Origin of the sequence: Bacillus sp. FSL W8-0920 (assembly GCF_038593215.1) — a bacterium.
In the GTDB taxonomy this organism is placed as follows: domain Bacteria; phylum Bacillota; class Bacilli; order Bacillales; family Bacillaceae; genus Bacillus; species Bacillus pumilus.
In genome coordinates this window covers 2,535,034-2,558,313 of the sequence record NZ_CP151974.1, presented here as the reverse complement: position 1 = coordinate 2,558,313, position 23,280 = coordinate 2,535,034, and the positions used below count along the sequence as shown (strand labels likewise).

Here is a 23,280-nt window from a genome sequence, read left to right as displayed (position 1 = left end):
TTTTATAACTAGTGAAAAAGGAGGGCACACCATGGATGAGAAAGACTGGCGGTTTCTAAAGGTGCTCTATGAAGAAAAGAACATCACAAAAGCGGCGGAGAAATTATTTGTCTCTCAGCCTGCCTTAAGCTATCGGTTGAAGCAGCTTGAAGAGGAGTTTGATATGAAGCTTTTCTTTAAAAGAAAACGAGGGATTGAATTTACGTCAGAAGGCGAGTACTTGGCTGCATATGCAAATGACATGCTCAAACAGCTTCAGCAAACAAAAGATGGTATGCTCAACATGCAAAAAAAGGTCAAAGGGACAATCCGGTTAGGGGTCTCAAGTAACTTTGCTCAGTATAAGCTCCCAGAAATTTTAAGAGAATTTTCTAAGCAGTATCCACATGTTCAATTCATGGTGAATACAGGCTGGAGTACGAAAGTCATGGATTTATTAGGCACATCAAGTGTTCATTTAGGGATTTTAAGAGGGGATTACGACTGGAATGGAGAGCGGTTTTTGCTTGATAAAGAGCGGCTTTGTATCATTTCAAAATCAGAAATTCAGCTAAAGGACCTTCCGAAGCTGCCGCTCATTGACTATCATACAGATAGTTCATTAAAACGATTGATTAACAGATGGTGGCAGGAAACGTTTGCCATGCCTCCGCTTGTGACGATGGAGACAGATCGCCAGGATACATCAAAAGAGATGGTCAAGCACGGTTTAGGCTATGCCATTGTCCCGGAAATTTGCCTCAGGCCAAGTGATGAGCTATTTGTAAAAGGTCTTTCGTATAAAGATGGACAGCCTGTTTTAAGAGATACATGGCTTATGTACCAGCCTGACTCCCTTCATTTATCTGTTGTGAAAGCATTCATCGAATTTTTAAGAAGCCAGCAAGGCTGATTATAAAAAGAATTTATAGAAGATACGAAAAAATCAATATTTTCATTATGAAAAAAGCTATTATATCCTTGAAATAGAAAGCGCTAACATTCAGATCACAAGTGCAAAGGGGCGCTTGCTGATCGTGTAAAGAAGAGGATGGAGGGATATATAGTGCTAGCTATTTTAGGGCTCTTAATGGTCGTGACTTTTACATTTCTTATTATGACAAAACGTATGCATCCGGTGGTGGCGTTAACCGTAGTACCGATCATCTTTGCATTGATTGGTGGGTTTTACAGTGGGTTAGGGGATATGATGCTCGATGGACTCAAAACGGTTGCGCCATCTGCTGCTTTATTGTTATTTGCCATTTTATTCTTCGGTGTCATGCTGGATGCTGGGCTGTTTGATCCACTGATTAAACTCATTTTACGTATTGTGAAAGGGGATCCTGTCAAAATTGCGTTTGGGGTAGCGATTTTGTCTATGCTTGTTGCATTAGATGGTGATGGGACGACAACTTACATGATTACCGTATCCGCTTTGCTGCCGCTTTTCTTAAGAATTGGGATGAACCCGCTGATTTTAGGGACGATTTCATTATTATCATTAGGCATTATGAGCGGTATGACCCCGTGGGGTGGTCCAGCTACTCGAGCAATTGCTGCGCTTGGCTTGGATGCAGCTGAATTTTTTATTCCATTAATTCCAACGATGGTAGCTGGCGGTCTATTCATCCTTTTTACTGCTTATGTGCTTGGGAAAAAAGAGCGGAAGCGAATTGGGGTTGCAGAAATTCAGTACAAAGAAGAGGTCTCGATCTCCCCTGAACTGGCAGCGTCAATCGAAGATGGCGTAGAAGATATAAAGAGACCGAATCTCATTTGGGTGAACTTCTTCTTGACGATTGCGGTGATGGCGACACTTGTTTTAGATATCGTACCGATTCCAGTTCTCTTCTTAATTGGATTTGTCATCGCTCTCATGATCAACTATCCAAAGGTTGAAGATCAGCGCGAGAGAATCTTATCACATGCGGGAAATGCCTTAACGGTCATTACCCTTGTGTTTGCAGCAGGAATTTTTACAGGAATCTTTTCGGGGACAAAAATGGTGGAGTCGATTGCCAACTTGGTGATTTACTTAATTCCGGATTCTTACAGTTCGTTTTTTCCGCTCATTGTGGCTTTAACGAGTATGCCATTTACATTTGTTCTTTCAAATGATGCTTATTATTTCGGGGTGCTGCCAATCTTGGCAGAAGCCGGCGCAGCTTACGGAATTGATCCAGTGGAAATTGCACGCGCCTCTATTATAGGACAGCCTGTTCATCTGCTGAGCCCTCTTGTGGCTTCAACGCTGCTTCTTGTCAGTATGCTGAACAAAGATATTGGCGATTTGCAAAAATACGCATTGCTGTGGACCGTGTTAACTGCCCTTTTTACAACGCTTATTGCTTTGTTAACAGGAGCCATTTCTATCTTTTAAATACGTGTATGAAAAGGACGACGTCTCGGGTAGGAGACTCGTCCTTTTTTGTGCGGATAAAACCGTACAAAATGGACGCTCATATGCAGGAATTCTCGATTTTAACGTCACCTACCTCGGGCAGCCGGCATATGATATCTCGACTATACAGAATCCCATTCTATAGAGACTAGAGCTCTCACCTTAGCAAGGAGGGTTACAATACTTGAAGGAGAAAGAGTTTCAATCCAAGCCGCTATTAACCAAAAGAGAAAGAGAAGTATTCGAATTGCTCGTCCAAGATAAAACAACAAAAGAAATTGCAAGCGAGCTTTTTATTAGCGAAAAGACTGTTCGAAATCATATTTCGAATGCCATGCAAAAGCTAGGAGTCAAGGGTCGTTCACAGGCCGTAGTCGAGCTTCTGCGTATGGGTGAGCTAGAGCTCTAAAGTCAGCCGGTTTTCCTTCCACTCTAGGAAGGAACCGGTTATTTCTATATGGTTTCCATGAGTCTCTTCTTGCATTTTCTCTGAAAAACGAGGAAAATAGGAATGTACGTTTTAATCAAAGTGAGATGCTATAGTGAGGTATCAATGAAATGGAAACGAATGAGTTCGACCATGTAGCAGAGATTGAAAAATCATTGCGCCATATTGCTGCAATTATTAAGCAAAAAGGCAGAGAAATCCTGAACCAATATACGATTACACCTCCTCAATTTGTAGGGCTTCAGTGGCTTTATGAATTCGGAGATATGACAATAGGTGAGCTATCACAAAAGATGTATTTGGCTTGCAGTACAACCACCGACTTAATTGATCGAATGGAAAAAAGTGAACTTGTCGAACGAGTAAAAGATCCTTCTGACCGCCGCGTGGTTCGCATTCATTTATTGCCTGAAGGCGAGCGGATCATTCAAGAAGTGATTGTTAAACGCCAAGAATACGTCAGTGAACTTCTAGGGGCTTTCTCAGAAGAAGAAGCCATCGTTTTCAATCAATCCTTAACGAAACTACAGCAGCAAATGAAAAGAAAATGAGGCGATTTTGTTGGATCAACCAATCGGCGTCATTGATTCCGGCGTCGGCGGTTTAACCGTTGCAAAGGAAATCATGAGACAACTGCCAAAAGAAAAAATCATTTACGTAGGCGATACAAAGCGGTGCCCGTATGGCCCTCGGAAAGAAGAAGAGGTTCTTCAATATACTTGGGAAATGGCACACTACTTATTAAGACATCATCATATTAAAATGCTCGTCATCGCATGCAACACAGCGACGGCGATCGCACTAGATGAAATCAAAGCAACGCTTGATATTCCGGTTATTGGCGTGATTCAGCCCGGCGCCCGCACAGCCATCAAGGTGACAAACAATCAGCAGATTGGTGTCATTGGTACAGCCAATACGATCAAAAGCGAGGCATACAAAGAAGCTTTGCTATCTCTAAAAGCAGGACTAGCGGTTCAAAGTTTGGCATGTCCGTTGCTTGTTCCCTTTGTGGAAAGCGGGACGTTTTTAGATCAGACAGCAGATGAAGTGGTGAAAGATTCCCTTGAACCGATGAAAGAAACAGGAATTGATACACTCATTCTTGGCTGTACACACTATCCAATTTTAAAAGAGTCGATTCAGCGCTTTATGGGCAGTGATGTGAGCATCATTTCATCAGGGGACGAGACAGCGAGAGAAGCAAGTACGATTCTTTCCTATAAAGGGCTGTTAAATACCTCTAAAGAAGCGCCTGTTCATACATTTTATACAACAGGGCAGCAGCAAAATTTTGAAAACATCGCTCGTGACTGGTTTGGCTACCTGCCAGGGAAGGTCGAAACCGTATCACTCGAACACGTCTATCAGCAATAACCCCCTTCTATTTGAAGTGGGTTATTTTTTTATGAAAAGGGTCTAATCCGCAGGAGGAGCTCGTATACATAGTAGTACAAACTACTAGAGGAGGGTGAAGTATGCTGAAAAAAGGATCTACAGCAGCTGTGACGTGTATCGCGTCAGCCATGCTTTTGTCAGGATGCGGATTGTTTCAAACAGATCAAGCGAAAACAGAGATTGACCCGCCACAAAACGTCACATATGTGAAAGAAAATAAAGAAGAGAAACAAACAGCGAAAGAAGGAAAAGAAGAGAAGAAGGCAGATACAGTCATGAGAGAATTATATTTAATTGATAAAAACGGGTATGTCGTTTCTCAATCCATTCCACTGCCGAAAAATGAGGGGAGTGCCAAACAAACCTTAGAATATCTCGTGGACGGAGGACCGATTTCTAACCTCATGCCAAATGGATTCCGGGCTGTTTTGCCGGCCGACACGAGTGTATCTGTCGACATTAAAGACGGAACGGCCGTAGTAGATTTTTCAAATGAATTCAAAAACTATAAAAAAGAAGACGAACAGCGCATCCTGCAATCGGTCACTTGGACGTTAACGCAGTTTGATTCTGTCGCCAAAGTCAAATTGAAAATGAATGGTCATGAACTAAAAGAAATGCCTGTGAACGGCACACCGATTTCAGATGATTTAAGCAGAGAAGACGGTATTAATATTCAGCACGAGGCTGCCGCTGATATGACATCGACAAAGCCAGTGACAGTTTATTACTTAGCTGAATCTGATGAACAGACGTACTATGTTCCTGTGACCAAAAGGGCGCCAAAAGATGAGGATGATCAAATTACAGCAGCCATTGATGAGCTCGTCTCTGGACCAAGCAAAAAAAGCCATTTGCTCACAGACTTTGATCAAGATGTAAAGCTGAATGATATCCCGAAAGTAAAAGACGGACATGTGACACTTGATTTCAACGAATCCATTTTCGGCAGCGCAGATGAAAAGAAAAAGGTGATTTCACAAAAAGTTCTTGATAGCATCGTGCTCACATTAACAGAGCTGCCGGACGTCAAAAGCGTATCCGTTAAGGTAAACGGCAAGGCTGAGCTTGTGAACGAAAAAGGAGCAGAGCTGACAAAGCCGGTTTCAAGACCAGAACAAGTGAATACAGGTAGTTTTTAACGGCACACATTGATATAATGGAGAAAAAGAGGCATGCATATTCGCTGCCTCTTTTTTATTCCAAGCGATTAGAACGAGCCGAGGTTGTCAAAGTTAGTAGGAGAACCCCGCTGGCATCCGCGCGGAATGTATATTGTAACGGAGGTAAATCATGAGATTAGATGAAAGACACTATGACGAATTAAGAAAAATTGAAATAGAGGCAGGCTACATTACGCATCCAGAGGGCTCTGTCTTAATCTCAGCGGGCAATACGAAGGTGATTTGTAACGCATCCATCGAAGACCGCGTACCTCCTTTTTTAAGAGGACAAGGAAAAGGCTGGATTACAGCAGAATATAGCATGCTTCCAAGAGCAACCGCTCAAAGAACCATTAGAGAATCATCTAAAGGAAAAGTGACAGGACGTACAATGGAAATTCAGCGATTAATTGGACGAGCACTCCGTGCAGTCGTTGACTTAGAAAAGCTTGGCGAACGCACGATTTGGATTGACTGTGATGTCATTCAAGCAGACGGGGGCACACGCACAGCATCTATTACCGGTGCTTTTGTAGCCATGACGCTTGCGCTTCAAAAGCTTCGAGCAGAAGGTGTCATCAAACAAAACCCGATCACTGATTATTTAGCGGCGATATCCGTCGGAATTGATTCTCAGCAAGGTCTTCTGTTAGATTTAAATTATGAAGAAGATTCTTCAGCTGAAGTAGATATGAATGTCATCATGACAGGCGCTGGACGCTTTGTTGAACTTCAAGGCACAGGCGAAGAAGCGACATTCTCAAGAGAACAGCTAAACGGACTGCTTGATTTAGCCGAAAAGGGCATCAAAGAATTAATCGAAAAGCAAAAAGCAGTGACAGGAGAAGTCATCGAATAAAGAGAAGGGTTTGATCAGGATGAAAACAGCCATCATTGCAACGCACAATGCGGGCAAAGCGAAAGAATTCAAAGCCATTCTTGAGCCAAAAGGATTCACGGTCAAAACACTAGCAGACATCGGCTTTACTGAAGAGATTGAAGAAACAGGACAAACCTTCGAAGAAAATGCCATCATCAAAGCCGAGGCGATTCAAGCCAAAGCAGGTGAAATGGTCATTGCAGACGATTCCGGTTTGTCGATTGACTATCTTGGCGGAAAACCTGGCGTATATTCAGCGAGATACGCTGGTGAACATAAAAACGATGCTGAGAATGTAGAAAAAGTGCTGAGCGAGCTTCAAGGCATTGAAAAAGAAGACCGTACAGCTAGATTCAGATGTGCCCTTGCTGTCAGCATACCGGGTAAAGAAACAAAGACGGTAGAAGGATCAGTAGAAGGTTTCATCGCAGAGGAACCAATCGGCGAAAACGGCTTCGGATACGACCCAATTTTCATCGTCAAAGACAAAGACCAGACGATGGCCGAGTTATCACCAGAGGAGAAAAACAAGATCAGCCATCGAGCGGTCGCGCTTCAAAAACTTTCATCACTGCTAGACGCAAATGAATAAGGGGGAATGAAGCCATGAAGATACTCATCATTAGTGACAGTCATGGACTCACAGACGAACTTCAAACCATTGCCAAACGACATGCGGCTGAAGTCGACATGATGATTCACTGCGGAGATTCAGAACTCGAAACGAACCACCCAGCTCTGGAAGGATACAAAGTCGTCAAAGGAAATTGTGACTTTATGGGCGATTTTGCAGAAGAGCTCCTGCTTTCACTTGATGGAGGCGGAAAACTATTTCTCACTCACGGACATCTGCATGGCATCAAACAATCCTTGCTTCAAGTCTACTACCGTGCAGAAGAGCTAGGCGCAGACATCATCTGCTTTGGCCACTCGCACATCCCAGGCAGTGAGCTGCTAAGAGGAAAACTGCTCATTAACCCAGGCAGTGTGCACCTGCCAAGAGTGCGTAAAGAGCGCAGCTACGCTATACTGACACTAGATGGAAGCGAAGCAAACGTACAGTTTTTCACAGACGAAGGTCAAGCCATACAAGACCTCGAAAACACTGTCACATTGGAAGGTATTTCATAAGGGTGCAGCATTTGCCCCTTATGAAAAAACTTTCGAAAAACCGTTGACTTTAAAGAACAATAGTAATATAATAAATCTTGTCGGTGAGGTACTCACCAACAGAACACTACATAACAACATGTCCCAGTAGCTCAGCTGGATAGAGCAACGCCCTTCTAAGGCGTCGGTCGGGAGTTCGAATCTCTCCTGGGACGTACTAATGTAAAAGCCTGAAATCCTTGATATGAAAGGATTTCAGGCTTTTTTGTTTCTTGGAATATAAGTTCGTTTATCGCTTCAAATTAGGGTTTTGGGAGCGGGCTGGGGGCGAATTTGTTTTTAAGTATTTCCGTTCCCTATTTTTGTATCAAAGAAGCTATCAAGATGGGTGGCTGATTTCTGATTAGCTTCTTCAATGACTATGAACGTAAATGGATCAAAATCAAAAATGTATAAATTGAAAATGGGCTTATATGTAGGGTTGCTACTTAATATATTGAGGTAAAGCAAAAACAAACGAAAAGCCCTTCCAATTTGGAGGGGCCTTCCTTTGTTAATTATCACTGTCCAATTCCCATAATTTTTTTTGACCGTCTGCTAAATATACTGCATTTGGTGTATCTTTATAAAGAGATATTTCTACTAATGAGCTTTTTCCTGTACTAATCCAATCATATATACTGCTTTCGTTATGAGTAGGCTGGGTCAAAACTTCTATTACCCTAAAAGCAACAGCATAGTATTCTGTATAATTTACATCATCGTCCTCTAAACCATTATCTGATTCATAGAGTGTGTCTGGTTTACCAACGATCTTTAATCCATTTTTCCAAACTAATATAAGTTCTTTCCCTCCATTTTCATCTAATGTTTTTATTAAAGAGTTATATTCCATAGTTAATCATCCTTTTCATTCATTCTAATGGTTTTGAAGGGACTATATGAGCACCGTTTTTTGAATAATGGATAGTACCTCTTGTAGTCTCTATATATTTCCCGGTTTTTAAGTCATAGGTCTGTCCTATTTTTTGACCGAAATTGACAACTTCCCTTCCATTTACCATCATTTCTCCTTTACCAGCATATTTATCAAGCAATTCTTGTGCTTTTTTATTGTCACCGTAAAAGATGCTTTTTTTCTTTCCATTAGCTAGCTCCTGTTTATAGTTAGGTGCATCAGGAATATGTTTCTCTTGAGCTCCTGGTTTTACTTTTGCAGGGAAACCATTTACTTCACGATACGGACCTTTTGGTACGGAGTGTTTGCCGAAGGAAGGTGTTTTGACAATCTTCTTGGCTACTTTCTCTCCTTTCATGATTTTAAAAACGTATTTTCCAACTTTAGCGATTTTAGCTCCTGGTATCATGTACAAGCTTGATACTAGACGGTCCATGTCAGCGACTTTATCACCTGTTACAGGATCTCTCCCTGTGATGGCTCGAATTGCATCATTTATTCCTGTAAATTCAACCGCCGTATTTAAGTTGTTTGAGGTTTGTTCTCCTGTTTTCATATCAGAAATCTTTGTGATGCTTTCAATATTCACTTTGTTTTGATCCGATATTCGTAACCGATATAGCATTCCATCTCGAATAACTTCAACTGTTTTGGCATTTGCGAAGTCAATCTTTTCATTTGTATTATATACTTTTCTATTTACGAACACGGCGTTTTGATTGATTTTATTAGATGGTTTCTTCTTCACAACCGTATCCACATTCGATCCCTCTTTTTCATTCAGCTTCTTGAGCATGATCATCATTGGGTTTTCTTTAGGGTTGTCTATTTTTTCATTCAATCCGTTGATGGTGCTCTTGATTTTTTCTTCTTTTCCATCTTTGAAAATAGAGCCCTTTTGATAACTGGTCATCTCAATTTTCGGGCCAGTGAACATCGTGCTTAAAGTGTCTATGTATTGCTTCATTGTGTGAAGGGAACTTTTTGTTTCATTTAGTGCACTTGTTTGTTCTCTGTCAAAAGCATGAAGTAGTCCAATGGTTTTGGACGTCTCAAGCCATGCTTTTTGATAGCTTTGTTGGAAAGTAGATTCGTCTACATGAGGCAAATGCACAATATGGTTTACTCTGCCAATGGCTTGATTCACATCTGATACGATATCAGAAATGGCCCGTTCGGCTTTTTTTAACCCTTGGTCAAGCTCGTGTTCAATGAATGATTGAGAGATAAAACCATTCGGGTTTGATTCAAAAGCATGAAGTGCCTGTTTTGTCTTTTTTAGCGCACCACTGTATTCTTCAATGATGATCTGAAAGAATTGCAAAAAGGGAATGTGACACTCCAAATAAAAAGCTTTTATCGCCTGTCCAGCTTCTCCCTTTAATGCGCCATCCAAGGAGATGATTTGATTGATTTGTTTTTCTAGGGACTTAACATTCTGTAATTGCTGCTTCAATTTGTTCAGCGTTTGGTCAATTCCATTCTTCAACTCAAAGACGTCAAGGGTTTTCATACCATTCTCCTTTAATTTCTCTACTCATTTACTTCCCTCTTTTTAATTCCAGTTGTTTTTGCTTTAATGTAGAACTTTGAGAGTGTTCACATAAAGAAAGGGAGCTGCATAGACGACAGCTTCCTAGATGAAGAGTTTAACTATTCTTTTTTCTGTAGTCTTTCACTAAGCTTGAAACCACTAAACCCATAACACTAAAAGCCACAATATAAAATAAAACATTTGTTACAGGTGTATCAATTTTCCCTAAGACCATCACAAGGGCGATAATAGCGCCGGGTAAAGTAATTAATAACATTTTGGATGGTTTGCTTTGCTGTGTCACTGAATGACCTCCTGGTTGATCCATTATCTAGGTATTTTAGTTAATTTTAGCATATAGAGATTATACGAACAATATAAGGGAGGGGAGAAACCCACTTATAGAGCGAAACAAAGGAAACCCACTTCTGCTTGTGGTCGAAATCAATCTAGACTTGCGTATATCTGATTTTGTGGAAATTATTTCAATAGAACCTTTTGTGTAATAAAATGTATATGATGTATACAAAGGGGTGAGATGGCGGTGAAGCATTTTTTAACGGCAATCGTAGTGGCTATCATTGTGGGGATCATTGTTTATGCTGCAGATGATCGTTTAAGTATGTTTCCGTTGATGCTGATTTTAGCGGTTACGATCTATATCGTAAGCAGGATTAGCGAAACATTTATTAAGAGATATTCAAAATAAAATAGTTAATAACACAGCCCCTCCATTGGAAGGGCGTTTTTTAATGAACCTTCCATTTATTTTTAACTAATGAAAAAGACATCGCAAAGGGATAAATGTTCAAAAGAGAGAATATTCATTTTCCAACTAAAAAAATTAAAGTGTATAGTAGAAGGAGAACCCTTTCATAGAACTGTTTGGAGAAAAGTTATGAGGAAACAAGAAGCTGGTTAGTCACGCGCTTTCAGGAGAAAGTTGATTTAGCGATCTTTTCTACTCGTTTTGGTGATGGCGTATACCCAAGCTTTTGGGGGATGGACGAGAATGGAGATGAAACTTGTCTCGTTACAGATTTTTTATTGACGATTAAATGAGGAAAAAGCACATAATCCCAAACGCCCTAGAAAAACATTGAAAGGAATGGTCACTTGTACAACATCAATCCAACAAACCTACTATATGAAAATGGAGAGAAATCAAGCAGCTCAGAAGGTGATCAATTATTCGCCAAACAGTTAGGCTATATCGAGATCACGAGCGGTCATATCGTTGCCTGCGATCCTTTTGTTTCAGAAGGGGACCAATCGTTTACGAGGAAGGTTGCTCTAGGAAAATATCCTATTCTACTTATAGTTAAGCGGTTGCAAAGCGGTGACGAACGCGTTGCCTATGCAATGGTCAAGTTCACAAACGAGCAAGCAACAGAATGGGAGCTTGCCACAAGAGCAGGGCAAGAACTCAATCAATTGAAAGAAGACGAGTTCTTCGGCTACGGTGTAAATACGGGAATGGGTTGTTTCATGGATGCGGAAGCAGCACGATATTTACAAGCTTATGAGGATAAACGGTATAAAGAGGACAATGATTTCTATCTTTATGAAGAATTTGCAGAAGCGCTTGAGCAAAACTACAAGCACACATGGGACTGGCTCGTCGCCCGTTTTCATGACAAGGTGGACATTGCCATGTTTACAACAGGTTTCGGCGATGGGATGTATCCAAGCTTTTGGGGGCTGGATGAAAACGGAGAGCCCTCTTGCCTTGTGACGAATTTTTCTATATCTCCATCAAAAAAACCCATGAATCATGGGTTTTTTTGATGGAGATATAGAAAAATATGAGTAACGACTGAAATTAATTAACAAAAATGTTAAATAATTCTAATGCGGAATTCTAATTTTAGAAATTTATAGGCGCATTGGGGAGATGGCAAGTAAATAAATATATATATAAGTAACAAAAACATGAAAAAAATAAATAACTATCCGATATTTGTTATGTAAACAAATTGAAGGAGTGTGGTTATCTTGAAAAAATGGCTTTTTATCTTCATTTTATTATTTTCTGCATTAAGTTATCCATTACAATCAATAAAAGCAGAAACGCTTGAATGGGAAAAACGAGAAGAGCTTCCAGATGCAAGAGTAGGAGCTGTAAGTGAAGTATATGATGGGAAAATCTATGTAATAGGTGGAACAGGTCCAAGTAAGGCATATTCTAATACTACTTATGTATATGATCCTAAGTTAGATAAATGGTCAGAAAAAGCTGGTATGAAGACAGGCCGCATGGGTGCTGCCAGTGTAATTGTTGATGATCGTATATATGTAATGGGGGGGAGAACAGAACAAGGATTAACAAATAGCGTAGAAGTTTATAATATCAAAATGGATTCTTGGGAAGATTCAGTAGAGCTCCCGTTTGAAAGAAAGGTATCTGCTTACAATTTATATGCAGGTGCTATTGATGGGAAGATCTATGTAGTTGGATACGATAGTGCATTAAAGGCAGATAGATACAACAATACCTATAGTTATGATTTGAAAACAAAAGAATGGACCAAAAAGAAAAAATTTAATTTTGAAGCTACTTCGGGAAATGCAGTGGTTGTGAAGAATAAACTTTACATTTTAACTGGATCAGAGGTCTTAGTGAAAGGAATTTATGAATATGATCCTATAGCAGATCAATGGAGGGGAGTTAGTAGTGGAGCTATTGCACCCTATTATTCTGCAGTCATGTATGAAGATTATATTATAAGAACGGGTGGAGTTTCTAGAGTTGCACTCTATGATTTAGAAACTAAAACATCAAAAACTATACCTAACACCTCTGCACCTTATCGTATGGGACATGTATCCGCACTTGTTGATGATACACTCTATGTAATTGGAGGAGTTGAACAAAGTTCAAGTGCCCCTACTAACGCTAGAGCAAATTTCAAATCTAATTTATCTATATCTTTAAAGAGTCTTAAAAACACTGAAACCGAAACCCCAGGCGACAAAGACCCAGAACCAACCACACCGCCTAAAGACGATACAACAGATGAAGACGGCGATGCTCTTCTCATCATCACAATGGTCAATGGCTTGCAGAAAGAGTATGACCTTTCAATGAAAGAAGTCAACGCATTCCTCTCTTGGTACAAAAAGCATGATGCCGGCGAAGGTCCTGGGTTTTATGAAATTGACGAGCATGACAACAACAAAGGTCCTTTTGAAAGTAAAAAGGACTATGTGGTATTCAACAACATTCTCATGTTCGAAGTGAATAAATATAAAAAGTAAATAACATCAAAGCCATCTAGCCAAACTAGGTGGCTTTTGCGTTTATTCGACAGCTTTCAGCAATTTTAAGGCAAATTTAAGATCGAATTTCATTTCAAATACATTAAATCTTTGTTACAATAAGACAGCTTTGCGCAAAAGAGACGTTCTAAGGTTCGACATTTTTTTAGCATTTTCTTAAAAAATTTATGGTTTGATATGAAACTCTTTTGATGATCCATGCGTCTCTATAAGTGTCAAAAGAAAAGAGGTTATCAATATGCTATTCAAAAAGCTATCAGAAAATAAGTCTGTAAAATGGATAGGATATACAAGCTTTTACTTACTTATTTTGCTATTATTGTTCTTTATTTACGGATTCCATACAGCAAATACGGGATCATTCATTTACAACGATTTTTAATTGGAGATTAAACTATGAAACTATTACACACGATTCAAGAATACCAACAAACGAAACCAACACAGCCAGCATTTGTTTCTCAACATGCTTCGATCACATATGATGAGCTTTGGCATCTATCAGACCAAATGGCTGGTGCCATAGATGCAGTCGCTACAGATAGTGCACCTGTCATTGTATACGGTCATATGGAGCCAGAGATGCTCATTTCTTTCTTAGGCAGTGTGAAATCAGGTAGACCATACATTCCGGTCGACATCTCAATCCCTGCCGAGCGTATCGTCTCAATTATTGAAAGCTCAAAAGCCAGTCTGTTGATTTGTGCAAATGAGCTGAATGTACTAGATGTAGAAGAACACATTGAAGTGAAAAGTGCGGCATCTCTTTTAGCTCTTGAAAAAGAAGCACCGCCATCCTCGCAGTGGGTTCAACAGGATGATGTCTTTTACATCATTTATACGTCTGGCAGTACCGGAAAACCGAAAGGCGTTCAGGTAACAGCCAATAATTTAGAAAGCTTTACAGAGTGGATGTGCCGAGACTTCCCAATTGGCGGGGGACGCACGTTCTTAAATCAAGCACCATTTTCTTTTGACTTATCAGTGATGGATTTGTATCCAGCGCTTCAATCAGGCGGCACGCTTTACTGTTTAGTGAAAGATCTAGTGAATAAGCCGAAGGATATGTTTGCAGCACTTGGTCAATCTGACGTTGAAGTGTGGACATCAACACCTTCCTTTGTGCAAATGTGCTTAATGGACCCTTCCTTTACAGGGGAGCTTTTACCAGAGTTGAAAGTTTTCTTGTTCTGCGGAGAGGCACTTCCTGTATCTGTAGCAAGTGCGCTCCTTGAGCGTTTTCCAAAGGCGCAGGTCTTTAATACGTATGGTCCGACTGAAGCAACTGTTGCGATCACATCGATTGAAGTCACGCAAGCGATTCTTGATCAGCACGATTCTTTACCAGTCGGCTACGCCAAACCGGATACAGATATCGTTATTTTAGATGAAGAAGGCAATGCACTTCCTGACGGTGAAAAAGGGGAAATTGTCATCGTGGGGCCAAGCGTCACGAGAGGCTACTTAGGTGAACAAGCCTTAACAGATAAAGTGTTCTTTGAATACGAAGGACGCCCTGCTTACCGTACAGGTGACGCAGGTGTGACGCAGGATGGTTTGATTACATGCCACGGCCGTCTGGACTATCAAATTAAGCTGCATGGATACCGAATGGAGCTTGAAGAAATTGAATATCATGTGAGCGAGACAACGTATGTCAATGCTTGTGTGATTGTGCCGTTCCAGCCAAACGGTCATGTGGAGTACTTAATTGCAGCCATTGTTCCAGCAGCGCATTCTTTTGAAAAAGAATATCAGCTGACAAGTGCAATTAAGAAAGAAATGGCGGATTCACTGCCTGCGTACATGATTCCAAGAAAGTTTGTCTATCTTGAGCAGCTATACATGACGCCAAACGGGAAGGTTGACCGTAAAAGAATCGCGAAAGAGGTTCTTCTATGATTCCGTTTAGTTCATTCTTTTTCTTCATTCTAATTGGTGTTCTTCTTTTGCCGACGATCATTCTTGGTCTTCGCGGCAAAAGAATGCAGGGCTACAACATGTTTGCAACGGTTGTGGCACTCGCCCTTATTTTCTCTAAGGATGCACATGGCGCGCTGCTACTCTTCTTGTTTACAGTGTGGCAAGTCTTGATCATCCGCCTGTACCTTTCGTACCGGTTGAAAGCGAACAGGGCGTCTGTCTTCTATATGGCAGTGGTGGCATCGATTTTGCCGCTTGTGCTATCAAAGGTTTTACCGTTCTTTTTAACTCATCAGCCGCATCAACCGCCGCCAATGAACTGGCTGAGCTTTTTAGGGATCTCGTACTTAACATTTAAAGGTGTTCAGTTAATTATCGAGACAAGAGACGGCTTGATTAAGAAGAAAATGCCGATTCATCGTTTGGTCTATTTCATTGTCTTTTTCCCGACGATTTCATCAGGTCCGATTGATCGTTACCGCCGGTTTGAAAAGGATATGGATACGCCGCCTGAAAAGGAAGCGTACAGTGATCTTCTATACGCCGGTATTCATAAAATTTTTATCGGCTTCTTATACAAGTTCATTATTGGTTATCTGATTCACACGTATATTCTCATGAATATTCATCACATTAGCAGCAGTCACTTTGTTCAACAGTTAACATATATGTATGCGTACAGTATGTATTTGTTCTTTGACTTTGCTGGTTATACAGCATTTGCTGTTGGTGTGAGTTATATGATGGGCATTAAATCACCAGAAAACTTTAACAAACCGTTTATCAGCCGGAACATTAAAGACTTCTGGAATCGCTGGCACATGTCCCTGTCCTTCTGGTTCAGAGACTACGTGTTTATGAGATTTGTGTTCTTTATGACAAAAAAGAAGTGGATCAAGAACCGTATGGCTGTATCAAATATTGGGTACTTTGTCCTCTTTCTATTGATGGGTGCTTGGCATGGTCTAGCACTTCAATATATTATTTACGGACTATATCACGCAGTTGTGATGTCCGGTTACAATTTATTCGAGAAATGGAATAAAAAACACAAGTGGTGGCCGGATAATAAGGTCACAATGGTTGTGTCGATCATTATTACATTCCATGTGATTTGTTTCGGATTTTATATTTTTTCAGGAAAACCATTTCATCATTAATGATTAAGGGAGTAGAAAATTATGGAATTTAAAAATCAAGTATACGGTATTATTGCAGAGGTTTGTCAGGATGACGTTGTGAAAGAAAATCCAGAGATTGCAATTTTTGACGAAGGTCTTCTAGATTCATTTGGTACAGTAGAGCTGCTTATGGCAATCGAAAGTCAACTTGGAATTACTGTTCCGATTACAGAGTTTGATCGTGATGTGTGGGATACACCGAATCACATTGCTGAGCAGCTGGCAGAGATGAAGTAATGAAAAAGCGTTTTTTTGGGCCGCTTATTTTAGCGGCTGTTCTATTCATTGGTGTTCTTCTTGTACCAAATGCATGGCTCTCACATCTGATCCCAAAAGATAAATTACAAAAGTCAGCCACAGAATTAGATCCGGGGATGTTCCAAGGGCTTTATTTACAAGACGAAATGCTAAAAGATCCAACTTATTTGCCGATCTATGGATCTTCTGAACTATCACGTTTTGATCCATATCACCCTTCAAATTTCTTTCATGAGAATCCTCAAGGGTTTACACCTTATCTTATTGGAAAAGGTGGATCGCAATCATTAATTCATGCGATGAACTTTGCAGCGCATATGGATGAATTAAAAGGGAAGAAGCTTGTGTTTATCGTGTCCCCGCAGTGGTTTGTGAAATGGGGATCTGACGAAAATCACTTTGCACCGAACTATTCAGCGCTTCAAGCACTGAATCTCGCTTATAATAAAGAAATTGATCCAGCTGTGAAAAAAGAACTGATCAAGAGAATCATGAAGTTTAAAGCAGTAAAGAACGACATGGTCATCACAGAGCTTTTTAAAGCAGAGCTTTCTGGAAACAAATTCGCTTATGGCGCGATTTCTCCTATTGCAAAAATGTATTATGGCATGCTTCAAAAGAAAGACATGTACTATACAATTGGATCGGGACATGAACGTAAGCTTCAACCGTCTCCATCAGTCAAAGGAAAAACATGGACTGAGCTTGAAAAAGAAGCAAGTGTCTTAGGTGCGGAAAAAGCAGGGAACAACCCGTTTTATATTAATCAAAAATTGTTTGACCGCAAGCTGAAACCGATCATGAAAAAGATGAAAGATTCCCGTGAAGGTCATTCTTATGCGGAATCACCAGAATACAAAGATTTTCAAATCATGCTGGATATTTTAAAACAGGCAGGGGCAAAGCCTTTGTTTGTGACGATTCCTGTTAACGGAAAATGGTATGATTATACCGGTTTTCCGAAAGAGGGACGTACAGAGTATTATGAGAAAATCAATCGTCAAATACGCGATAACGGGTATGAAGTCGCAGATTTGACTAAGCATGAGTACGATCCTTATTTCTTTAAAGATACGATTCATGTGTCTTATAAAGGATGGGTGTACATCGATAAGGCAATCGAAAAGTTTTACAAAGAGCAGTAGAATGCAGCAGCTTTCTGCTGCTTTTTGTTTGTCGAATTGGCGAATATCTTGTATAACGAAGGGAAAAGGGCTATGCTGTAAATGGAGGCGATATGATGAATCGTTCTGAGAAAAAAGAACTATTGAAGCGTTCAAAGAAGCATTTTAATGATCATGCCTTTTGGGAAAAGTTAAAAAAGACGGCACAAAAAGCTGGTGTCTCTCTTGTCTATGCTGTGCTATTACTTTACTATACATTGCAAAAACCTGAAGTACCTGTCAAAGCGAAGACCCTTATTATTGGGGCACTCGGATACTTTATCCTTCCAATTGACCTCATTCCCGATACATTGATTGGTGTAGGCTATACAGATGATTTAGGAGCGATCACATTTGCTCTGATTCAAGTAGCGGTCTACATTGATGATGATGTGAAAGGAAAAGCGCAGGACAGGCTGTCAAAATGGTTCGGTGAAAAAACCGATACGTCTCTGATTGATCAAAAGCTTGAAGATGGCGGGATGCCGTCTACACGCTGAAAAGAAGACAAAGGGCTAAAATCAAGATCATTTTAGCCCTTTGTCAACAATATGAAGCCTCCACAGTTGGAGGCTTTTTTTCATTATCCTAAAAATTTCACGCAAACTGGATGAGGGACTGAGATGTCTGATTGTAAGACAGTGAGTCGTCCTGTTTCTTTGTCGCGTTTGTATAACACTAGGTTGCTAGACTCTTGGTTTGAACCGACGAGGAATTCTTCAGTTGGATCAAGCACAAAGTCTCTAGGCCAGTTTCCTTCAGAAGAAGCAATCTCGACAAGACTTAATTGGCCGTCAGCGTCTGCTTTAAAAATCGCAATGCTGTCATGTCCGCGATTTCCTGCATAAACAAATTGGCCGTCTGAAGAGACGTGAATGGCACTGCCTTGATTGTTCTCTGTAAAGTCGCTTGGAATGGTTGCGATCGTTTGAATCTCTTCGAAATGACCATCTTCAAAGTAATGAAGCACAATCACCTCTGAGCTTAGCTCTGTCATCACATATGCCACAGGTTTCGTTGGATGGAATGTAATATGGCGAGGCCCGGTGCCTGGTTTTGTTTCAAATGTATGAGCAAGCTCAAGTTTGCCGTTTTCTTTCTTATACGTATAAATGCCATCTGTCCCAAGGTCAACAGACACTGCAAATTGTTCATCTGGTGTCAGACCCATAAAGTGAGTGTGCGGTTTTTCCTGACGATCTTCGTTAGGGCCAGTTCCTTCATGCTGCGCCTGTGACAGCGTGCGAATCACTGAGCCATTTTCAGCATCGATTTCATACATCTCTGCTGTTCCTTTATGATAGTTTGCTGTAAAAGCTGTTTTTGTTTGACTGTCCACGCTGACGTGACAAGGAGAAGCGCCTTCGGCAAGTTCTTGGTTGATGAAACGAAGTGTGCCGGTTTCAGCATCGATTTGATAAGCAGCCACGCCGCCCTGTGATCCTTCTTTCACAACAGCATACACAAATTTTTGAGAATCTGAGACGGTTAAATATGTAGGATTTTCAAGTTCAGCAGCCACTTCTACTTGTTCGATCTGCTGCTTGTCCGTATTTAATGTAAAAGTATAAATGCCTTTACTGTCTCCCTTTGTATACGTTCCGATATAACCTCTGATGTTAGCCATGTATTGCCCTCCTTCTATAAGATGCTCTCATTCTATCATAAATTCATAGGAAAACGCTTTAGAAAGGCATACCGAAAGAAAATCAAAAGCGCTGGAATCTACCAGTCTTCATTCAAAATAATGTGAAAAAATATGACAAACGTTTTCTCAAATGAAAAGCGTTCAGGTAAAGTAAATCAATTGAAGAAAAAATACAAAAAATTTTAAGTTTTTTTCATTCCTTGTCTAGCAAAGGTGTAAGCGTATACATTTAATTTTGATTAGTCTAAATTGTCTAATAATTTTAAAAATGCTGTTGACACTGTATGGAAAGCGGCGTAAGATGGGTTCAACAAAAGCTAAACAAACACGCAGAGCAAGCGTGAGGCGCTTTAATATAAAGTGTCTGAAAATTCAACTACTTTTTGTTTGAAAGAGAGGGTGCTCACTGAAAATGGAAGACCAAAAGGAACAGTGGATCTTTTTAAACGATGAACTCGTGAAAAAAGAGGATGCGAAAATTTCAGTTTATGATCATGGCTTCTTATACGGTGACGGTGTGTTCGAAGGGATACGCGTGTATAACGGAAATATCTTTCGAATGAAAGAACATTTAGACCGCCTGTATGATTCCGCTAGATCGATTATGCTGAACATTCCATATTCACTTGAGGAACTCACGGAAAAAATGATTCATACAGTTGAAAGGAACGGACTGAAGGATGCCTATATCCGTCTTGTTGTCTCAAGAGGAGCTGGTGATCTTGGTTTAGATCCAAACAACTGCGGGAGAGCCAACACAGTGATCATTGTAGAGCCGCTGGCCATCTTTCCAAAGCACCTATATGAAACAGGTATTGATATTGTGACGGTACCGACGAGGCGAAATCGTCCCGATGTACTGAGTCCAAAAGTGAAATCATTAAATTATTTGAATAACATCCTTGTCCGAATCGAAGCCCATATGGCCGGTGTGAGTGAAGCGCTGATGCTGAACGATCAAGGGTACGTGGCAGAAGGTTCTGCAGACAATGTGTTTATTTATAAAAAAGGTAAGCTCTATACACCGCCAGGTTATATCGGCGCTCTTGAAGGCATCACAAGAAATGCCATCATGGAGATTGCAGAAGACTTAGGCTATGAAGTGAAAGAAGAACCATTCACAAGGCACGATGTGTATACAGCAGAAGAAGTTTTTCTAACAGGAACCGCAGCCGAAGTGATTGCCGTTGTAAAGGTTGACGGCCGTACGATCGGTGAAGGGAAACCTGGGGTTCACACAAACAAACTTCTTGAACAATTCCGCAAGCGAGTCGTTGAAGAAGGAGAAAAAGTCGTTTTTACAGATGAAAACATTCACGCAAGCTAAATAGATATCGATAAACGTTGAAGAGGACTAGTAGTTTTAGAGTCAGTATCTACAGAGAGCCGGTGGTAGCTGGAAACCGGTGTTACTTTCTAAAGTGAACTCACCTCTGAGTGTCTGCTTGAAATGATAGTAGGGCAGACCGAGTGACATTGCTCACTCGTTACCAAAATGGATGAAAGATGTCCATGAGACGGCAGCAGATGTTGCTGTGAACAAGGGTGGTACCGCGAAAAACAAAGCTTTTTCGCCCCTTTGACCTAGTGAAAAGTAGTGTCATTGTGGGGTGAGAAGGCTTTTTTATATGGTTAAAATCTCGATCTTGAATAGAAAAGGGTGAAAAAACTTGACTGAAGCAAGACAAAGAGGAGGAAATCAAATGGGGACAAATGTACAAGTGGAGACGGAAACATCTAAAGCATCACAAACGATGAACGGTGCACTCATGCTAATTGAAGCACTCAAAAGAGAAAAAGTAGAAGTCATTTTCGGATATCCAGGCGGAGCGGTTTTACCGATCTACGATAAAATTTATGATTCTGGTTTATTTCATGTCCTGCCAAGGCATGAGCAGGGAGCGATTCATGCGGCAGAAGGATACGCTAGAGTATCTGGTAAACCGGGTGTTGTCATTGCTACATCAGGACCAGGAGCGACAAACCTAGTCACAGGAATTGCAGATGCGATGATTGATTCACTTCCTCTTGTCGTCTTCACAGGACAGGTGGCAACCTCAGTTATTGGATCAGACGCTTTCCAGGAAGCAGACGTGCTCGGCATCACAATGCCTATCACAAAGCACAGCTACCAGGTGAGAAATCCAGAGGAATTACCGGGTGTCATTAAAGAAGCATTCCACATCGCAACGACAGGGAGACCTGGCCCAGTCTTGATTGATATTCCAAAAGATGTGGCAGGCATTGAAGGAACGTTTGAATACGATCAGCCAATTGATTTACCTGGTTATCAGCCAAAAGTAGAGCCAAACTATTTGCAAATTCGCAAATTAGTAGAAGCTGTCAGTAGAGCGAAGAAACCGGTCATTCTAGCAGGAGCTGGCGTTCTTCATGGCAAAGCATCTGAAGAGTTAAGGCAGTATGTAGAGCAGCAGCAAATTCCAGTCGCTCATACACTGCTAGGACTTGGCGGCTTCCCGGCAAAGCATCCTCTTTTCTTAGGGATGGCTGGTATGCATGGCACATATGCAGCGAACATGGCTCTTCATCAATGTGATTTGCTCATTTCAATTGGTGCGAGATTCGATGACAGGGTAACTGGCAATCTCAATCACTTTGCGAAACATGCGAAGGTAGCACATATCGATATCGACCCAGCAGAAATTGGCAAGAACATTCATACCCATATCCCGGTTGTTGGAGACAGTAAGCTAGTCCTTGAAGAGCTGATTAAGCAAGACGGGAAGCAAGGAGAGTCAGACGAATGGAAAAACCAACTAGATCAGTGGAAGGAAGAATATCCACTCTGGTACGTTGAAAACGAAGCAGAGGGCTTTAAACCTCAAAAGCTGATTGAATACATTCATCAATTCACAAAAGGTGAAGCCATTGTGGCAACTGATGTTGGACAGCATCAAATGTGGGCAGCGCAGTTCTACCCGTTTGAAAATGCTGATAAGTGGGTCACATCTGGTGGCCTTGGTACAATGGGCTTCGGTTTACCGGCAGCCATCGGCGCTCAGCTGGCTGATCAAGAGGCAACGGTTGTGGCGATTTTAGGAGACGGAGGTTTCCAAATGACCTTGCAAGAACTTGCCGTTATCCGTGAGCTGAACCTTCCAGTGAAAGTGATTGTTCTAAATAATCATAGCCTTGGAATGGTAAGACAATGGCAAGAAATTTTCTACGAAGAACGCTACTCATATTCTAAATTTTCAGAGCAGCCAGACTTCGTTAAATTATCTGAAGCTTATGGCATTAAAGGAATCAGAATCTCAACAGACGAAGAGGCGAAAGAAAAGCTTGAAGAAGCGCTAACCTCTAGAGAGCCTGTTTTCATCGATGTCAATGTAGCGAGAGATGAAAAAGTATTCCCGATGGTAGCACCGGGGAAAGGACTTCATGAGATGGTGGGGGTGAAACCTTGAAAAGAATTATTGTGTTGACTGTATTAAATCGATCAGGTGTACTGAACCGAATCACTGGCCTTTTTACTAAACGACATTACAACATTGAAAGCATTACGGTCGGCCATTCTGAGATTCAAGATGTATCACGCATCACGTTCGTCGTCCATGTAGACCAAGAGAAAGACATCGAACAGCTAACAAAACAGCTGAACAAACAAATTGATGTTCTCAAAGTAACAGACATTACAAACCAATCAATCGTCCAGCGAGAGCTGGCTTTGATAAAAGTCGTTTCTGCACCAGCATCTAGAATGGAGATCACAGGGGTCATTGAACCATTTAGAGCTTCTATTGTAGATGTGAGCAGAGAGAGTGTCGTCATTCAGGTGACAGGTGAGTCTTCAAAAATTGAAGCACTCATTGAATTACTTAAGCCATACGGCATTAAAGAAGTCGCCAGAACTGGCACCACGGCCTTTGCGAGAGATAATCAGCAAAAGCCGCAACAAAATAAAACAATTTCAATTGTCTAAACAAAAGGAGA

At 40.9% G+C, this 23,280-nt stretch carries 25 protein-coding genes, 1 tRNA gene and 1 other annotated feature; of the genes, 22 read left to right on the top strand and 4 right to left on the bottom strand.

From position 1 onward, the window contains the following. Window positions 1–31: 31 nt before the first annotated feature. The 10 genes from NSS78_RS12970 to NSS78_RS12925 all read left to right on the top strand — a co-directional run bounded on the left by NSS78_RS12970 (window position 32) and on the right by NSS78_RS12925 (window position 7,597). A complete protein-coding gene (locus tag NSS78_RS12970; protein ID WP_113387208.1) occupies window positions 32–892 on the top strand; it encodes a LysR family transcriptional regulator in 861 nt (286 codons plus the stop codon). Between the two features lie 153 nt (window positions 893–1,045). Then, window positions 1,046–2,362, top strand: coding sequence for a citrate:proton symporter (locus NSS78_RS12965; protein WP_113387207.1), 1,317 nt, complete (start codon window positions 1,046–1,048; stop codon window positions 2,360–2,362). A gap of 205 nt (window positions 2,363–2,567) precedes the next feature. Beyond that, window positions 2,568–2,792, top strand: coding sequence for a spore germination transcription factor GerE (gene gerE / locus NSS78_RS12960; protein WP_003184172.1), 225 nt, complete (start codon window positions 2,568–2,570; stop codon window positions 2,790–2,792). Between the two features lie 149 nt (window positions 2,793–2,941). Next, on the top strand, window positions 2,942–3,382 hold the full coding sequence (locus tag NSS78_RS12955) for a MarR family transcriptional regulator (RefSeq protein ID WP_003216546.1): 441 nt from the start codon (window positions 2,942–2,944) through the stop codon (window positions 3,380–3,382). Between the two features lie 7 nt (window positions 3,383–3,389). Next, complete coding sequence (gene racE / locus NSS78_RS12950; RefSeq protein ID WP_106032636.1) at window positions 3,390–4,208, top strand: glutamate racemase; 819 nt, start codon at window positions 3,390–3,392, stop codon at window positions 4,206–4,208. Window positions 4,209–4,309: 101 nt separating this feature from the next. Beyond that, on the top strand, window positions 4,310–5,371 hold the full coding sequence (locus NSS78_RS12945; RefSeq protein WP_212046196.1) for a GerMN domain-containing protein: 1,062 nt from the start codon (window positions 4,310–4,312) through the stop codon (window positions 5,369–5,371). 151 nt (window positions 5,372–5,522) lie between these two features. Continuing rightward, complete coding sequence (gene rph, locus NSS78_RS12940; RefSeq protein WP_327839440.1) at window positions 5,523–6,251, top strand: ribonuclease PH; 729 nt, start codon at window positions 5,523–5,525, stop codon at window positions 6,249–6,251. Between the two features lie 10 nt (window positions 6,252–6,261). Next, window positions 6,262–6,864, top strand: a complete 603-nt coding sequence (locus NSS78_RS12935; RefSeq protein ID WP_181185471.1) for an XTP/dITP diphosphatase — start codon at window positions 6,262–6,264, stop codon at window positions 6,862–6,864. Window positions 6,865–6,878: 14 nt separating this feature from the next. Further along, window positions 6,879–7,403, top strand: a complete 525-nt coding sequence (locus NSS78_RS12930; protein ID WP_113387205.1) for a metallophosphoesterase — start codon at window positions 6,879–6,881, stop codon at window positions 7,401–7,403. Window positions 7,404–7,523: 120 nt separating this feature from the next. Further along, window positions 7,524–7,597, top strand: a tRNA-Arg gene (locus NSS78_RS12925). A 338-nt stretch (window positions 7,598–7,935) separates the two neighbouring features. Here NSS78_RS12925 and NSS78_RS12920 read toward each other — a convergent pair. From NSS78_RS12920 to NSS78_RS12910, 3 genes are all read right to left on the bottom strand, one after another. Then, entirely contained in the window at window positions 7,936–8,277 is a 342-nt protein-coding gene (locus NSS78_RS12920) for a hypothetical protein (protein ID WP_212046195.1), read from the bottom strand. Window positions 8,278–8,296: 19 nt separating this feature from the next. Next, window positions 8,297–9,853 (bottom strand): T7SS effector LXG polymorphic toxin, encoded by a 1,557-nt coding sequence (locus tag NSS78_RS12915; protein WP_212046194.1) that lies wholly within the window; start codon window positions 9,851–9,853, stop codon window positions 8,297–8,299. 136 nt (window positions 9,854–9,989) lie between these two features. Beyond that, window positions 9,990–10,178, bottom strand: a complete 189-nt coding sequence (locus NSS78_RS12910; protein WP_212046193.1) for a hypothetical protein — start codon at window positions 10,176–10,178, stop codon at window positions 9,990–9,992. A 240-nt stretch (window positions 10,179–10,418) separates the two neighbouring features. On the opposite strand from NSS78_RS12910, the gene NSS78_RS12905 reads away from it, so the two are divergent. From NSS78_RS12905 to NSS78_RS12865, 9 genes are all read left to right on the top strand, one after another. Continuing rightward, the gene (locus tag NSS78_RS12905; RefSeq protein WP_212046223.1) at window positions 10,419–10,583 is read left to right on the top strand and encodes a hypothetical protein; all 165 of its coding nucleotides are present in this window, start codon (window positions 10,419–10,421) and stop codon (window positions 10,581–10,583) included. Between the two features lie 407 nt (window positions 10,584–10,990). Continuing rightward, on the top strand, window positions 10,991–11,662 hold the full coding sequence (locus NSS78_RS12900) for a DUF4241 domain-containing protein (RefSeq protein ID WP_342468126.1): 672 nt from the start codon (window positions 10,991–10,993) through the stop codon (window positions 11,660–11,662). A 207-nt stretch (window positions 11,663–11,869) separates the two neighbouring features. Further along, window positions 11,870–13,132 carry a DUF1668 domain-containing protein gene (locus NSS78_RS12895; RefSeq protein ID WP_342468125.1) on the top strand — a complete coding sequence of 421 codons (1,263 nt, stop codon included), beginning with the start codon at window positions 11,870–11,872 and terminating at the stop codon, window positions 13,130–13,132. A 253-nt stretch (window positions 13,133–13,385) separates the two neighbouring features. Then, on the top strand, window positions 13,386–13,535 hold the full coding sequence (locus NSS78_RS12890) for a teichoic acid D-Ala incorporation-associated protein DltX (RefSeq protein ID WP_024427820.1): 150 nt from the start codon (window positions 13,386–13,388) through the stop codon (window positions 13,533–13,535). 14 nt (window positions 13,536–13,549) lie between these two features. Then, complete coding sequence (dltA, locus tag NSS78_RS12885; protein ID WP_050943631.1) at window positions 13,550–15,055, top strand: D-alanine--poly(phosphoribitol) ligase subunit DltA; 1,506 nt, start codon at window positions 13,550–13,552, stop codon at window positions 15,053–15,055. Further along, window positions 15,052–16,236, top strand: a complete 1,185-nt coding sequence (dltB, locus tag NSS78_RS12880) for a D-alanyl-lipoteichoic acid biosynthesis protein DltB (protein ID WP_327839439.1) — start codon at window positions 15,052–15,054, stop codon at window positions 16,234–16,236. The genes dltA and dltB overlap by 4 nt, the downstream gene beginning before the upstream one ends. Window positions 16,237–16,257: 21 nt before the next feature. Next, a complete protein-coding gene (gene dltC, locus NSS78_RS12875; RefSeq protein ID WP_003216498.1) occupies window positions 16,258–16,494 on the top strand; it encodes a D-alanine--poly(phosphoribitol) ligase subunit 2 in 237 nt (78 codons plus the stop codon). Then, window positions 16,494–17,660: a D-alanyl-lipoteichoic acid biosynthesis protein DltD gene (dltD, locus tag NSS78_RS12870; RefSeq protein WP_137054891.1), complete on the top strand. Its 1,167-nt coding sequence runs from the start codon at window positions 16,494–16,496 to the stop codon at window positions 17,658–17,660. The genes dltC and dltD overlap by 1 nt, the downstream gene beginning before the upstream one ends. A gap of 95 nt (window positions 17,661–17,755) precedes the next feature. Further along, a complete protein-coding gene (locus tag NSS78_RS12865; protein WP_034620597.1) occupies window positions 17,756–18,178 on the top strand; it encodes a YkvA family protein in 423 nt (140 codons plus the stop codon). A gap of 83 nt (window positions 18,179–18,261) precedes the next feature. On the opposite strand, the gene NSS78_RS12860 is transcribed toward NSS78_RS12865, so the two are convergent. Then, entirely contained in the window at window positions 18,262–19,305 is a 1,044-nt protein-coding gene (locus NSS78_RS12860) for a lactonase family protein (protein ID WP_284906785.1), read from the bottom strand. 433 nt (window positions 19,306–19,738) lie between these two features. Between NSS78_RS12860 and ilvE the strand changes: the two genes are divergently transcribed. The 3 genes from ilvE to ilvN all read left to right on the top strand — a co-directional run bounded on the left by ilvE (window position 19,739) and on the right by ilvN (window position 23,269). Then, window positions 19,739–20,653 (top strand): branched-chain-amino-acid transaminase, encoded by a 915-nt coding sequence (ilvE, locus tag NSS78_RS12855; RefSeq protein WP_003216381.1) that lies wholly within the window; start codon window positions 19,739–19,741, stop codon window positions 20,651–20,653. 8 nt (window positions 20,654–20,661) lie between these two features. After that, window positions 20,662–20,908, top strand: a binding site (T-box leader). A 121-nt stretch (window positions 20,909–21,029) separates the two neighbouring features. Beyond that, the gene (gene ilvB, locus NSS78_RS12850; protein WP_050943634.1) at window positions 21,030–22,754 is read left to right on the top strand and encodes an acetolactate synthase large subunit; all 1,725 of its coding nucleotides are present in this window, start codon (window positions 21,030–21,032) and stop codon (window positions 22,752–22,754) included. Next, a complete protein-coding gene (gene ilvN / locus NSS78_RS12845; RefSeq protein WP_003216637.1) occupies window positions 22,751–23,269 on the top strand; it encodes an acetolactate synthase small subunit in 519 nt (172 codons plus the stop codon). Before ilvB ends, ilvN begins: the two co-directional genes overlap by 4 nt. Window positions 23,270–23,280: the final 11 nt, after the last annotated feature.